Here is a 15,104-nt window from a genome sequence, read left to right as displayed (position 1 = left end):
ACTTTAATACTCCGACAAGTTAAACCTTAATTAAAAACTTAAGGTGGGGGCATTTTAGTGAGAATATATGGGGGTATTTTAGTGAGAATTAACACCGCGTAAAAGGTAAAATGGTAACATGGTTTGCATGGTTACCCCCGAATGCCTGATACTCTGTGCCACGTGCAGACTCATTACCGATCAGATTGGGCCAGGTACGTGATAAACCTGTCGGACGTACGGCTTCATGCGCATTGACCATGATCTTATATTTAGCAGCTTTCTCCAAGGCATATTGATAATGGTTATTGATCCACTGACTATAGTGATATTCGCCTCGGGGAATAATATTGCCTACATAGCCACTTTTGACAGCCTCATAACCATTGTCTTTCATAAATCTATAAGCGCTATCCAAATAACGCTCATAATTGCGGACTGCTCCCGAGGTCTCGTGATGCATAATCATCTTAACGCCCTTTTGCTTGGCATAATCCCGGATGCCTGCCAGATCAAAATCGGGATAGGGCGTAACAAAATCAAACACATGATCTTTGGCATTGCCAAACCAATCTTCCCAGCCAATATTCCAGCCCTCGACTAATACGCCATCAAACCCGTGTTTTGCTGCGAAATCAATGTAACGTTTTACATTCGCCGTCTTAGCACCATGTTTGCCATGAGGCTTCACTTTGCTATAGTCCGTTTCACCTAGATGTACACTAGGAAGATCATAGGTATAGGACCACTCGCTCTTTCCGGTAATCATCTCCCACCATACACCTACATATTTAGTAGGCTTTATCCACGAAGGATCTTTAATTTTAGTGGGCTCATTGAGGTTGAGCGTCATCCGGGAAGCCAAAATATCTCTGGCATCATCACTCACCATAATTGTGCGCCAGGGGCTCCGAGCAGGCGTCTGCAAATTGCCCTTGGTCCCATTGGCATCGGGTGTCAGCCAAGATTGAAACACAAAATTTTTGTCATCCAGATTAAGATGCATACAGGCATAATTAATTAAAGCCGCTTCGTGGATATTGATATATAGCCCGTCGTCACTTTTCATCATCAAAGCCGTCTGTACACCTGTAGGCGAAAATGGGGTCTGCGAGGCATTGGGCGTAATCGCTTTGGCCATCAATCCTCTGATCTCAGACAGACGAGACTTGGTGTAATCATACTCCTGGGTATCGTAATCTCCTGGAATCCAAAAAGCTGTATGATCGCCATTCATTGCAAATTGCGTTTTTTCCTCTTTTACAACGAGATAAGTCATCTCCTTTTGCTCGGGAAATTCGTAGCGAAATCCCAAACCTTGGTCAAATAATCTGAAACGGACCACAAGTTTTCTTTTGGACGTTTTCTGTTGCAAGCTAATGGTTAGTTCGTTGTAATGGTTTCGAATCTCACTTTCTTCGCCCCAAACAGGATTCCAGCGCTCATCAACATGTTTGCTTTCTTGTGCCGTCTGTTCAAACTCGTCATACAGTGAACTGGACAACGGTTCTCCATTGCCTTCTCCTGCCCCTGAAAATTCAACTTTCTTGGTATTGCCGGTCAATTCCAATCCTAACTTACTGGGTTTGATTACAGCTTTGCCTTTATAACTCAAGGTATACGTCGGTGCACCTGATGCATCCAGTGAAAACTGAAGTTTCAATTTTCCCGAAGGCGAAAGCAGCTCTTGGGCTTGCAGTCCCAAAGTGATTAAAAATAAACTCATCAAGAGCGTCGTTTTCTTCATTTTTTATGATAATTAGTGGATTTTTATATTTTTCGCATTTCGATTATCCGTCAACTTAACGATACAGCTCCCCTGTTGGGCATCCCATGTCCAACTGGACTCATTTTTCTTTATCGTTGACGTTTGATTATTGTCCGCCACAGCATAGGGTATGGTCTTACCATCAATGGTGACGACATTGGGCTTGCTTTCAAGATGATAGCTTAAGTAGAGCTGTCTTCCTTTGGCAGGTATGTAGCCTTTATCCTGGGGCTGAATCGCTGTTTCAAAATCTCTTTCTGCCAGGGTTGTGCAGGTAAAGCGTGTCGTAGCACCAATACCTTTGAGATAATCCTGTGTCTCACCATCGTCTTCATAAAGTTCAAATGTAGCGGACTCTCCTTCATAATTGGGGAAGATATGGATATAAAGCGGATGTATTGGATCCTGACCGATATATTGCATGATCGGCATCATGGGTACGATAGCACCTTTTTTGACAAACATCGGAATTCGATTCAGAGGTGCTCGGTAGGCAATCTGCTGCCCACCCAGATATACCGTCTTTTTGTCGTTAAAATCAATCCATTCGCCATCGGGCAGATAGAGTTTTTTGATCCGTTCGCCTTTTTTCAGTACAGGGGCCACGAGGATTTCCTGTCCAAACATAAACTGATCATTGATCCCGATAACTTGGTCGTCTTGTGGAAATTCCATAAACAAGCCCCTTAATATAGGTAGACCTGTCTGATGCGCTTTGTACGCATGGGAATAGAGATATGGAAACAGTTGATATTTGAGTTCAATGGCTGTCTTGGCATTTTTTTCGGCGACCTCACCAAATAACCAGGGTTCGACCGCATTGTTGCCTTCGTGATGGGCACGGCTCAATGGATTAAAAATACCAAATTGCATCCAACGTGTATACAGCTCCGCCATAGCAGGGTAGTCTGTAATGTCTCCACAGTAACCTGAAATATCTGTCGTCCAGAATGGAATACCGCCAAGCCCCGCCGATAATCCGACCGCAACCTGATTGGCCAATTGACTCCAGCCTTCAGTCACTTCGGTTCCACTGCCACTATCGCCAGACCAACCAAAGGTATAGCGCTGAAGTCCAGCATATGCTGCGCGTGTCATCTGAAAGATCCGCTTGTTGGGATTACGCTTGTCAAACTGCTCTTTCACCACCTTATCCCAGGTAAGACCGTATACGTTGTGGATCTCGGCATGCATGCCTAACTGGTGTTGCATATGAAGTCTATCAACATCCTCTTCATTGCTCCAGGCAGGCTCCCCCATATCTGTCCAGAAACCACTCACACCATCGGCTAGGGGCTTCTGCTGGAGCTGCCCCCACCAGTCGGCCACAGATGGATTTGTAAAATCAACGACACCACAATTACCACCCCATGGCCAAGGCATATCATAAGATGTACCCGTACGACGGTCCTTGACAAAATATCCTTTTTGATGGGCCTCCTGCCACTGACTCTTATTTGATTGCGACACCACTGGATCTTGTGAGAGAATCATCTTAAAGCCTTTTTCATTCAGCTTTTTGAGCATTCCTTTAGGATCTTTATAATTTCCTTTACGCCAGTTGAAATCTTGCAGTTCCTGTGTCCAGCCTATATCCTGATAGATGATATCACAGGGAATTTCCCGCTTTCGAAATTCGGAAGCGATCTCCAAAGCTTGGTCTTCCCGTGTATAAAGTCCACGGCTCTGTGCAAAACCAAACGCCCACCTCGGTGGCATGATCGGTTTCCCAGTCAATGCGATATATTGCTGTTGGATCTCTTTATAATCCTTTCCATAGATAAAATAGTAGATGAAGGGACCATCTGGTGCTCCAAAGGAATAGGATTCTGTACTGCTGGTTCCAAAGTCAAAAGCTGTTTTATAGGTATTGTCCAAAAAAATACCATAATGGTAGCTGCTCATGAAAAAAGGAATACTCTTATACAATGGATCTTCTTGACTGCTATAACAGGGTTTGTCGCTATTCCACATCTTGTAAGACCGGCCTCTTCGATTGAGCGGCCCAGTCTTTTCGCCTAGGCCAAAGAATTGTTCATCGGGACGCAGTACTTTATGTGCCACCGTCTTGGTACCGCTCGTGCTGTGCCCAAGACTTTTATAATCACTGAAAACCAACTTTTGCCACTTATCGTAAATCAGCAATTGCATGGGATTCTTGTTGAGACGGACACGCAGCTTTCCGGTGAAGATTTCGAAGGTTGCCGGTTCGTTATTCACCTTGATTTCACCGATGTCTTCAAGCTGTTCATGAACTACTGCAAAGGAAGAATTCTTCCTTTGCAATGTGCCGCTGACATCATACCATATCCGAACAACAGAACTGCTGCAAAAATAAAGCTCCAACTTAGCGCCGTCGCTGCAATTGAAAGTCACCTTTCGCCCCTCGATCTGATAATCTTGGCATTGTGTCGCTTTCATCATCTGCCCTGCTGCTCCATGAACGATGGAGATCAGGCAAAACAGCATCAAATAAAAAGATTTTAGTTTATGCATAATAGGTTTTTAATATTCGATCACAACCATGTCCCAATACTTGAGCCCCGGCAGATCTATGGTCAATTTATTTCCTGTCTGCGCTTTAGTAAGCGGAATAGCGACGCCCCCTTGCATATCGGGCGATGCCAGCCATACACGCTTGACAGTACGTGTCACGTCGAGCTTGATCTGTAGGCCATCGATACTGGAGGGTTCCTGTTGGGTCCCATTGGTATCACGCCATTCCATAGTATTGGCATCCTTAAAATTGATCAAATGGATTACATCGCGGTTAGCAAAATATCGCCCATAGCTTGTAATACTGCCTGATCTTGCTTTACCATTACTGATAGTCAAAGCGTTTGTACCGGTGACACTAAAGACCGCGGCTGTACCACCATCTCGCAATACGTTTTGGTAAGCGACCATAAAGTCATAATATTGGATCAGCTTTTCCTTTGTTGTTCCTTTAAGCTGCAGGTTGTTATTTGCAAAATATTCATTGGTCAAATAATGTTCTCCCATTTCAAGGTGAGCCCCTCCATTGGCAAAGATGACCGCATTGGTCAGCAACACGCCTGGCTCATTGACAAAGCCTGCCTGATTGGACTTAGCATAGTTCATATAAGCTGCTAATACGGTATTCTTATTGTAATTGCTAAAACGGTCATTGTCTTGAATAATTTTCACCAATTCATCGTATGATTTGTTAGGATCCCAAACTTCGGTATATAAAAAATCAACAGCAGATGGTGCTATCCCAGACTCCTGACCGTATTGATTAACTGCATTCATCACGTGATACTTGCCCGGAAAAGCCTTCTTTGACGCTGCTATGAATGGGGCGTAGCGCTGCTCTAGTTTCACTTCTTTGCCAGTATAGTCATATAGTTTTCCGCGGTCTCCCAACTGATCAATATGATAGCCGTCAAAATTATAGACCGCAAATACATCTTGATGTCTTTTGTTAATGTAGGTCTGCCAGTCGGAGTTGCCGGGATCGACCAAATAGATATTGCTGCGAAAGGGTGCATTCAACGAATGCCTATCTTTCTCCTGATGTTGATTATCCTTAAAAAGGTACCATTGTTCGGATACCCCATCACTTGCCGCATTGGACAAAGCGCCATACAACAAGTTGTAGAACATCGCTTTCATCCCTTTATCATGAGCGGCCTGAATATAGCCATCCACGGTAGATTTGTAATTAGTCCGGCCGATGAGATCCAGCCAGGAATCAGCCGGATTGGATACTGAACCGGCCAAAGGTTTATGCTGATCCATCTGCCAGTCATAAAACTGGATTCCATTAATATGGAAACGGTTGAGCGTTTCGACATTGCGTTGTATTACCTGCTGATCAAGGCGATCGTAATTGGATACAAATCCATACCGTGGAAACTTGCGCCAGTCAGAAGATACATCAACGGCTATGCTGTAGAGCGGCTTTTTAGTTGTATCATCAGTTTTAAAAAGATAGACCATGTAGCCCCGAAAGTCTGTTGTAGGTGGTGTCCAGGTCCAGCTCAGCTGCGAAAGCGGCTCCTCTTTGATCAATTCGCCCAGATAGGTATAGGCGACACTCAAATTATTGTCGGAGATGGCAGCTGTAAATGTGATCTTTTCCCCAGGTTTATAAACAGCTTTATCTGTATTGATGACAGGCTTAAAATAGGTCTGCCCATAGGTGATCGGGTCTTTTTCAATATCGTAATAGTTGTTGCAGCTCGCGCTTAGAAGGATTCCGCCGGCAACCACAAGTCTGAATATTCGTTTCATCTGTAAATAATTATATCATGCACACAGAAGCTTATTAATTTCCTCCATTTTGTTGATGGAGGAAAAAGCTTAAGATTGATTTATTGTTTGATAATTGTGACTGTTTCCTGTAGCTGATCCAGTATGATACTGTATGTACCCGCAGTGGTCACTTTCCACTTATTATCTGGATTAGAGCCAGACTTGCTAAAGATCATCTGCTCGGTCTGCCCTGAGGGTGTCCTGCCATTTTGTGAAGCCAAAAACCATGCGCCATTCCAATCGGCCTGTTTATCGCAACTAAACTTTAATTCACCGGCTTTAAGTGTTCCAGACCAGGTAAACCTGTGGGGTGTATCACCCTTAACCATTGGGGTTGCTGTGGCAATATCCCAACCATTGGGTGTCGCATCGCCCACAAGATAAATAGCCGGAAACGATGTAAAAGGAGCAATGGTAATTTTATTGGCCCGTAGATCCAGTCTGATCTTATAGATTCCTTTATTAATCCGCCATTTATAATCATTCTTATTTTCACTTTCGGACCACTTGACGACAGGTAGGTCTGTTCCAACGCCTTGTTGATCTGTCTCTGGGCGCAAAAAGACAACGCTTGGATCAAAATCTGGCTTCGTTGCAATCTTAAACTCGTCGGTGCTATTATTAGAATTCAATACGGCATGATAGGTAAAAATAAAAGGGTCATTCGGGTCTTTCACCATAGGCTGAAAGGACCAACCGGTAAAGCCACCCACAAACCACAGTGCATCATACATAGCTCCCTCAATTTCAGTAATGACAATAGATCGATCGATCAGATTGACTTTGACTTGGTATAGTCCAGATTTGGCAACGGTAAATGGAACATCGTAGGGATCTGACTCCGACTCACGATAATAGAGCTTTTCATTATTTGTTCCTTTGTTGTATGAAGGTGTAAAATTGCCCAAGGTGCTGATAAACTTAAACTCGCCCCGGCTCAGTACACCTTGCCATATAAAGGCTCCTGGCGTACCCTGTATCGGATTCATCCTGCTGGCTTTGTTCGCATCCCAGCCGTTGCTTGTTGCGCTACCAAGGATATAGAGTGTTTCGGTAACCGGCTTGTAGGTTTTGATCTTTAAACTAATTATTTGAGACAACTGTGTTGCGCTTTGTCCGTCTTGGGTCTCTGCTATGACACGCGCTTCCAGCTGTGCTCCGCTTCCTGCTGTGATGCCAAGCTTTTCAATCAACAATTGATTAAAATCTTTGGTAACATATCTTTGTGACCGCAATCCTTTCTCAAAAGTACTGTTAATGGAAGGCTTAAAATCCTTACCTTTTTCACCGATTTCAAGGGTATACTTGATGGCTGCATTCGTTCCAAAATTAGAACCCGAAGTCCAGTCGAATACTACAGCTTCCTGCTCCGGGGCGGCAACATTCAATACAATATCTGATGTTGAGACACTGAGTTCTAAGGGACCATCGGGATAGATGACATTGCCAAAATCGTCTTTACAGGACTGACAGAACAAGGACGAGATCAAGATCAAATTGATAATATAATATAGTCTTTTCATCTTTTTAAATTTGTTAGTTGGTTAATTACCAAAATGGATTTAATAACCGGGATTCTGCTTCAAATTTGGATTGGCGTCAATCTCAACTTGAGGAATGGGTAACAACAAATGTTTTGCGGTGGCATTGAGCTTGCCGATGCTGTGCAGAAAGTTAAGCGCATACTGCCCGTTGTCCCAGCGAATCATATCAAACCAGCGTTGTCCTTCAAAAGCAAGTTCTATTCTTCTTTCGTGACGGATTTTTTCACGCATATCAGCTTGGGAAAGCCCTGTAATTGACTTTTTGTCGGTCAAACCTGCTCGTTGTCGCACCATATACAGGGGATCCACCGCTTGAGCCGTATTGCCGAGTTCATTGAGTGCCTCGGCTTTCATCAATAGCACGTCTGCATAACGTAACACAACGATATTGGCCGCATTGGTATTGTAATCGGGTGAAATGGACAATGGAACCAAAAATTTGCGCACGTTATATCCTGTGGACGACATATTGGATTTGTAGGCCTTACCGTCGAAAAGTGGTCCTCCTTCATACAAAACAGTTTTATCTTTGCGCAAGTCTCCAGTTTCGTATTGGGAGACAAACTCAGCTGTTGGCTGATTCCAACCGTAGCCGCCGCCCACCCAGCCCGAATTGCGTGGTCCCATATAGGTGCTCAGCCAGTTTGCCTGATTTTCATCGTCCCAAAATCCGGCCTTGGTAAGTCCATAATATTGTACTTCAAAGAGCGATTCGGCTGTATTTTTATGACGAGGCTCCCCCCCAAAACAATCACTATAGTCTGCATTAAGCACATACCCCAGCGACTCGACCTGATTGCATTGATCAATGCACAACTGATATTGTTTTAGTGTGAGGTAAACTTTTGCCAAAAGGCCTGCCGCAGCTCCTTTACTGACGCGTCCCTTATCCTGATCGGCATATTCCTCACGACGAGGTAACAGTGTAATGGCTTCCTTAAGGTCTGGTACAATGACTTCATTATAGATGCGTTCTTTGCTCACGCGAGCCGGTTTGAGATCATCTCCAGGTTTCGCGGGTACCAATGAAAGCGGCACATCGCCAAACAGCTGAACCAAAATAAAATAATAGTTCGCACGGAGGAATTTGGCTTCGCCAATCAATCTGTTTTTCAATTGGGGATCTATATCCATCGAAGGGACATTTTCCAAGACGGTATTACAATATAAAATACCGGGATTGGGTCCTCGCCAAAGATCAACCGCCGAAAAATTGTCTGGGCCAGTGGAAAAATTGGACAATTGGATCGTTTCTATTCCATCATCGCCACCACCTGCACCCACGGCACTATTCCCTGCCATAATGTCTAATGACCATATACGCATATTGTATAACTTGGGTCGTTGGAGTGGCTGATAAGCCGCATTGATCATTGCAACAGCAGCGGAAGCATCCTTGACGGATTCGGCACTGGGATCCTCAAGAGGTTCTTTATCCAAAAATTTTGAACATGAGCCCAACCAAAGGGGCATCGCCGCAAGGGCCATATAAAATATTTTTTTCATCATCATGAGTCTAATTAGTTAAAATCTAAGGTCCAATCCCAAGCTAAAGTTTTTTGTGATCGGGTAGTTACTATTGTCAACACCTCCTATCACTTCAGGATCGAAGCCAGAATACTTGGTCCAAGTAAACAAATTCTGCCCTGAAAAATAAAACCGCAACCGTCCTGCATGCAGACGTTTGGCTACAGCTTCAGGCAAGGTATAACCTACGGTCAGATTTTTCAGACGCAGGTATTTTCCCTGCTCAATAAAACGATCTGAATTACGTGTATTCTTATTGGGGTCGCTGTAAATCGCTCTCGGCACCTCATTGCTGGTTCCCTCAGCGGTCCAACGATCAAGAACCTTAGTCGTCTGATTTCGTATGGTATACATACCTTCCAAGGTAACCCTATTGGCATTATAGATCTGGTTTCCAGACACCCCCTGAAAGAATACTTCAAGATCTATATTTTTATAGGACAACTTATTATTCATGGCAAAACTCCAACTTGGTGTTGGATTGCCTAAATAGGTCCGGTCATAGTCATTAACAACTCCATCTTTATTGATGTCCCTAAATTTGATATCGCCGGGTGCCGTACTATTAGCGGGATCTGCCCCTTGATATTGATAAGCATAACTATTCACTTCGGCCCAGTTTTGAAAAATACCATTGGTCAAATAGCCATAAAATGATCCAACAGGCTGTCCAATGGTATGGGACTGATAACCGTAGTAAATAGGTACATCGCCATCAAGTCTAACGACCTTATTTCTATTATAGGAGATATTGAAATCGGTATTCCAAACCAATTCTCCTTTTAGGTTTTGGCTACGTAAACTTAATTCCCACCCCTTGTTTTCTACCTCTCCGGCATTGATCATTGGCGTATAGCTGTCTGAATATCCTGTCGTAATGGGCACGCTCATTTTGACAAGCATATCTGAGGTTTTTTTGATGTAAGCATCCATCGTCAACTGGATCCTGTTTTTGAAAAAACTTGCATCAATTCCAACATTCTGTTGTTTGATCGTTTCCCAGCGTATGCCCGGGTTAGGCATAACGAGTGGGTACAATGTCGAAACGGGAATACCATTGAAAACATATTGACCAGTTTTTAAGCGGGCTGATGCAGCATAGTTATCCAACACGGCCTGATTACCGGTAACTCCATAACCGATACGGAGTTTAACATCACTCCAAAAATCATTTTTGTTAAAAAAAGACTCTTCAGAGATACGCCAGGCGGCAGAAAAAGAAGGAAAAGTCCCCCAACGGTTGGCCGAAGCAATTCTTGATGTACCATCACGACGTACAGTGGCCGTAAGGAGATAGCGATTTTTAAACGTATAATTGGCGCGCCCGAAGAATGACAATAACGCCCATTCGTTGCGGCTCCCACCTACAGTTGGATCTAACAAGCCATTATTTAACTGGTTATTATTGTCGGAAAGAAATTCCTTGATACTTCCATTCATGTAATTATAATCATTGTTTTGCGCACTAGAACCTATCATCACATTGATTTCGTGTCCACCCCCGAAAGTATTTGCATAAGTGAGGGTATTGTCCCACAAATAGGTTAGGCTCTTGTTGAAACTTTCACTCCGATAGGAATTGGGAACGGGGATGGGTTTCCAATTGTATTTAGGCGAAAAGGTCATATTGTCCCAAGCCTTATAATCAAGGCCAAGCAAAGTTTTGAAGGTGAAATGATTCAAGAAATTTGCTTCCGCATAGATATTTCCAAGAAGATTATAGCCTTTCGTTGTATTTTGTTCAAGCATGGCAGTCCCGATCGGATTGCGCAGATCGCCATAGAATATAGCTTCATTTCCTGGCCCTGAATAGGTACCATCTTCATTAAAAATTGGTTGTGTAGGCAATGAGGCAAGCGTATTCAATACGCTATAGGAACCATTGTGTTTTACATCATGGCTTAGCGTGAGCGTATTGCCCAATTTGAGCCATGCTGTCTGTTTAGCTTCATTGTTAAACTGAAAATTATACCGTTTGTAATCGGTGTTTTTCACGATGCCATCCTGATTGAGTATACCAGCAGAGACGTAGTACGTATTCTTTTCTCCACCACCAGCATAACTAAGGGCATAATTAGCTAATTTACCTGTCTGTAGGAGCGCATCTAACCAATCTGTTCCTCGGCCAAGCAATGTAGGATCGGCAAAATCCGGTCGTTGACGGTTATTGTTGTTGGCCATCATCTCATTGTGCTGCGACGCAAACTGTTGTGCATTCAGCATTTTGGGTAGGCTCGTTGCCTGCTGAATCGCGTAATTGGCACTTGCCGTAATACTGCCTTTATTTTTATTACCCTTTTTTGTTGAAATCAATACAACACCATTGGCTCCCCTGGAACCATAAATGGCAGTAGCAGAGGCATCCTTGAGGATATCGATTGTCTCCACATCATTTGGATTGAGCGCATTGAGAGACAGATCCGTTGGGACGCCATCAATCACTAACAATGGAGCACTATTGTTGATTGATCCCAGCCCTCGAATCTGTATGGACACATTGCTTCCGGGCGCGCCTGAGTTGATAACCTGTACACCAGAGGCACGTCCTTGAAGCGCTTCGCCAACATTTGCCACAGGCTTATCTTTCATTGCCTCTGCACCCACAGACGCTAAAGAACCTGTCAGATCTTTCTTTTTAACGGTCCCATATCCAATAACAACCACCTCGTCAAGTGCTGTGTTATCCTTGACTAATATAATATTATAAATTGATGCATTGTCTACTTTTAGTTCCTGAGTCTTGTAGCCGATATAGGAGATGCTCAAAACTGAACCATGTGCAACGGTCATTTTAAAATGGCCATTTCGATCTGTCTGTACTTGTTGGGTTGTCCCCTTGTTGTTGACGGAAACAGCTTCAATAGCTAGCTTGTTTTCGTCTTTTACAGTACCCTGAATCTCCCTTTGTTGTGCAAATGAATTTAAACAGATCAAAATCATTGAAAGCATGAGAATGGGATACGTAAAACGTAATCGCCCCTGGTTTTTCATAAAATTTGATTTTTACGTATTACTTATAATTGTTATCTAATTTCGATTTGAAACTAGTGTCAAATCGCCCCCTAATTGGTTTATCCAAAAATAAGAGGATCAAAGAGCAGATAAAAGAGGTGTATCGCCAAATATAGAAACAACAAAAACGTAAAAACCTAAAAAACAGAATATTACATCAAATACAACAAAGAAATATATAGAAGATTAGGTCAATAATTTAGGGCTTTTCGACCTATTTTTGTGACCAATTCATCAAAATCTTCGCGCGGGACGGCAGCTTTATTTCTGAATTTGGTCCGGTAGGTATAAATGGTATTGGTTGAATAGTGCAGGAAACGGGCTATCTTTGCGCTGTCTGTAATACCCAAACGTATCAATGCAAAAATACGGAGTTCCGGGCTCAGTACTTCATTTGGCTTTAAGACGACTTGCATATCTGCGACTAACAGTGCATTGAAATCTTCCACAAAGTTCGGATACAAGTGCAAAAATACATGATCAAAAGTGGCGTATAATTCTCTTACTTCATGGTCGATCATATCGCGTGATTTAAGCATCTGCTTGAGCTCTTCGATCTTCTTGGCCATGACCATCTTGTTGAGCGAAATCTGGTATTTTTCGAGCTTATCAATATATAAGGAACATAAGTTTAGGAACTCACCGATATAGGCTTCTTTGATGTGATTGGTTTCTGCCAACTCGCTATTCATAGACAGCACTTCGCTATTGGTGGTATGAAGTTCGTCATTGGCTGTATTCAATTGCTGATTGAGCACCTGCAATTTTTGATTGAGTTCGAAGAGCTCTCTACGGACGCGATTTACCCGCTTCATCTGCCTGTATATCAAAATAACTGCTATAATGAGGCACAGCGATAGGATACTGACAATCGCTAGAAAGATTGTCAATTTTGCCTTTTGTTGTAATTCATTTTCTTGATAAGCTGAGTTTATGATTGGAAAGATCTGCGAAGCTTCATAGGTCCGGAAACGGGCATTACAAAATATAGCATCCTCCATTGACGATTTGATACAGCTATAGGCTTCTTCAATATGGTTTGACTTATACAATAAGGTCGCTAATGCCTGCATCGAGGCATTCTCCTTGATGGCGTTTTTAATATCACTAATCGCGGATAGCGTCAAATATTTGCGTTGAAGGTCAATATTTCCTTCCTTTTCATAGATATTAGCCAGGGCATAACATAAGATGGCATGTTCATGATCCTCTTTTCGGGAAAGATCAAGCATATACATCAAACTCTTTTTCGCTTCCTCAAATTTCCCTTCATCATGGAGCTTTTCGGCATAAACTATACGGTATTGACTACTTGCCGTGTCCAGTTCACTTAAGAGCGAATCGCGATAGCGGTCACTCCGAATAGCATACTGCCGATCGTCGGTATTTGAAAATGAATAAAATTTATAGAGCCTTTTCCACGCATCGTAATACTTGATCAACAGTTCTCTAGGAAGCTTGTTCTTACCTACAGTGGCCAATATTTTATAGGCGTCAATATACATACCTGCTGTGAAGTAAAATGAAGCAAGATCCAGATTACTTTCATTGATTTGGAAGAAATCGCCACTTCTTTTGGCTAATTTTACATTTCCCCTAGCATATATAATCGCAGAATCTAGTTTATATGAAGAATATTCTTGGTAAAGGAGCTTGTTTAATTCGTATTGTCCGGAAGTGTTATTTATTGATTTCTGAAGTTGTCGTCCCAAATCGTCTATTCTCGCTTCTTTGAGGGCCATAAACACTTCCTTTTTGTCGATCATCTGAAGCAGTTGTATCAACGCAGTATCCTGTCCAGTTCCTGCTTTACATAAGATAACCGATATAACAATCAACAGGACACATAAAACACGTCTATACATGATACTTTAAACCAAAAGTGACAAAACACAATAGTAACATTTTCTAGGCTTAAAACAAAACTAGCATATACTAATGTTATACATTTATCAAAAATAAAAAATTGCAAATATTCTGATAATATTTTGCGTATTAATACAAATCTTAAACGTTCTTAAAACCTTTATTGAATATTGACACACTTTTAACACCTAAAATCTTGACCTCAATTATCTGTTTATTATTTCTATAAATGTTAGTTGAGGGGATTATTATAAATAATTCGAATTCGTAATTTTGAACTACTAATCTAACAATCAACTTCTTCTAAAACACAATCAAATACTGTGAATACAGTACCTAACATTACTAAAATTTTAAGTTGATTATTGAATTTTAATGCCCTCTTCCTGAAATATGTATATATATATGTTTTATCTGAACGATGATTGTAATTATTGTTATAATGGACAGTATAATGACCATAAAAATCAAAAAGGGTGATTTTCTCTCTTTAAAAGACTTCTGGGATATAGTAGAGGTATGTTTTCTCTTTCTCCTCTTAACAGCAGGTTTTCTCTTGTGTACATTATGTTTTTTTTTCATTTCAATACAACTGGAACAATAAAAAATAGAAATCCTATCACTTGCGTCCTAAACGTTTAAAAAATGGCGGTGTTTTGATATAGCGAGATCGCTATATTTAAATCACAAAATTATAACACACCGCCATGATAAATTTAAATGTTTTTAGTCAGATTTTATCTCTTATCGACCGCGAATTATTCAGGGATTTGGTTGCAAAGCACAAAAGTGATAAACACCAGAAAGGGATCAACAGCTGGACGCATCTAGTCAGTATGCTTTTCTGTCATTTTTCCTCGGCAGATTCGGTCCGGGATATTAGTAACGGTCTGCGCAGTACAACTGGTAACCTGAACCACTTAGGAGTAATAAGAGCTCCAAGTAAGTCCAATATATCCTATATCAACATACACCGTACGCATGAACTTTTCAAAGATCTTTATTTCTCTGTTTTGGAAAGGCTTTGGCAAAAGGATGTTAATTCTCATCAGAATGCCCCCACTGATTCTCATTAAAATGCCACCACTAATATGCAAAAAAAATCATTCATTATCCTGATCATCTGAGAT

Annotated in this window: 8 protein-coding genes; 1 reads left to right on the top strand and 7 read right to left on the bottom strand. The window is 41.9% G+C overall.

What is annotated here, in order from left to right; translation table 11 throughout:
• Positions 1–88 precede the first annotated feature (88 nt).
• The 7 genes from L1283_RS27660 to L1283_RS27630 all read right to left on the bottom strand — a co-directional run bounded on the left by L1283_RS27660 (position 89) and on the right by L1283_RS27630 (position 13,973).
• The gene (locus tag L1283_RS27660) at positions 89–1,726 is read right to left on the bottom strand and encodes a glycoside hydrolase family 97 N-terminal domain-containing protein (RefSeq protein ID WP_429626759.1); all 1,638 of its coding nucleotides are present in this window, start codon (positions 1,724–1,726) and stop codon (positions 89–91) included.
• Positions 1,727–1,738: 12 nt separating this feature from the next.
• Positions 1,739–4,243 carry a glycoside hydrolase family 31 protein gene (locus tag L1283_RS27655; protein ID WP_198386060.1) on the bottom strand — a complete coding sequence of 835 codons (2,505 nt, stop codon included), beginning with the start codon at positions 4,241–4,243 and terminating at the stop codon, positions 1,739–1,741.
• A 9-nt stretch (positions 4,244–4,252) separates the two neighbouring features.
• The gene (locus tag L1283_RS27650; protein ID WP_088160823.1) at positions 4,253–6,004 is read right to left on the bottom strand and encodes a glycoside hydrolase family 66 protein; all 1,752 of its coding nucleotides are present in this window, start codon (positions 6,002–6,004) and stop codon (positions 4,253–4,255) included.
• An 80-nt stretch (positions 6,005–6,084) separates the two neighbouring features.
• A complete protein-coding gene (locus L1283_RS27645; protein WP_088160822.1) occupies positions 6,085–7,548 on the bottom strand; it encodes a SusF/SusE family outer membrane protein in 1,464 nt (487 codons plus the stop codon).
• Positions 7,549–7,587: 39 nt separating this feature from the next.
• Entirely contained in the window at positions 7,588–9,075 is a 1,488-nt protein-coding gene (locus L1283_RS27640; protein WP_088160821.1) for a RagB/SusD family nutrient uptake outer membrane protein, read from the bottom strand.
• 18 nt (positions 9,076–9,093) lie between these two features.
• A complete protein-coding gene (locus tag L1283_RS27635) occupies positions 9,094–12,087 on the bottom strand; it encodes a SusC/RagA family TonB-linked outer membrane protein (RefSeq protein WP_088160820.1) in 2,994 nt (997 codons plus the stop codon).
• Positions 12,088–12,299: 212 nt separating this feature from the next.
• Positions 12,300–13,973, bottom strand: a complete 1,674-nt coding sequence (locus tag L1283_RS27630) for a DUF6377 domain-containing protein (protein ID WP_088160819.1) — start codon at positions 13,971–13,973, stop codon at positions 12,300–12,302.
• 708 nt (positions 13,974–14,681) lie between these two features.
• Between L1283_RS27630 and L1283_RS27625 the strand changes: the two genes are divergently transcribed.
• On the top strand, positions 14,682–15,050 hold the full coding sequence (locus tag L1283_RS27625; protein ID WP_429626758.1) for a DUF4372 domain-containing protein: 369 nt from the start codon (positions 14,682–14,684) through the stop codon (positions 15,048–15,050).
• Positions 15,051–15,104 lie beyond the last annotated feature (54 nt).

Origin of the sequence: Sphingobacterium sp. HSC-15S19 (genome assembly GCF_050433745.1) — a bacterium.
Classification (GTDB): Bacteria; Bacteroidota; Bacteroidia; order Sphingobacteriales; family Sphingobacteriaceae; genus Sphingobacterium; species Sphingobacterium siyangense.
This window is presented reverse-complemented; position numbering and strand designations above follow the sequence as displayed.

Coding starts and splice junctions, on each gene's coding strand:
- L1283_RS27660 (WP_429626759.1), bottom strand. CDS start 1,726: ATGAAGAAAACGACGCTCTTGATGAGTTTATTTTTAATCACTTTGGGA.
- L1283_RS27655 (WP_198386060.1), bottom strand. CDS start 4,243: ATGCATAAACTAAAATCTTTTTATTTGATGCTGTTTTGCCTGATCTCC.
- L1283_RS27650 (WP_088160823.1), bottom strand. CDS start 6,004: ATGAAACGAATATTCAGACTTGTGGTTGCCGGCGGAATCCTTCTAAGC.
- L1283_RS27645 (WP_088160822.1), bottom strand. CDS start 7,548: ATGAAAAGACTATATTATATTATCAATTTGATCTTGATCTCGTCCTTG.
- L1283_RS27640 (WP_088160821.1), bottom strand. CDS start 9,075: ATGAAAAAAATATTTTATATGGCCCTTGCGGCGATGCCCCTTTGGTTG.
- L1283_RS27635 (WP_088160820.1), bottom strand. CDS start 12,087: ATGAAAAACCAGGGGCGATTACGTTTTACGTATCCCATTCTCATGCTT.
- L1283_RS27630 (WP_088160819.1), bottom strand. CDS start 13,973: ATGTATAGACGTGTTTTATGTGTCCTGTTGATTGTTATATCGGTTATC.
- L1283_RS27625 (WP_429626758.1), top strand. CDS start 14,682: ATGATAAATTTAAATGTTTTTAGTCAGATTTTATCTCTTATCGACCGC.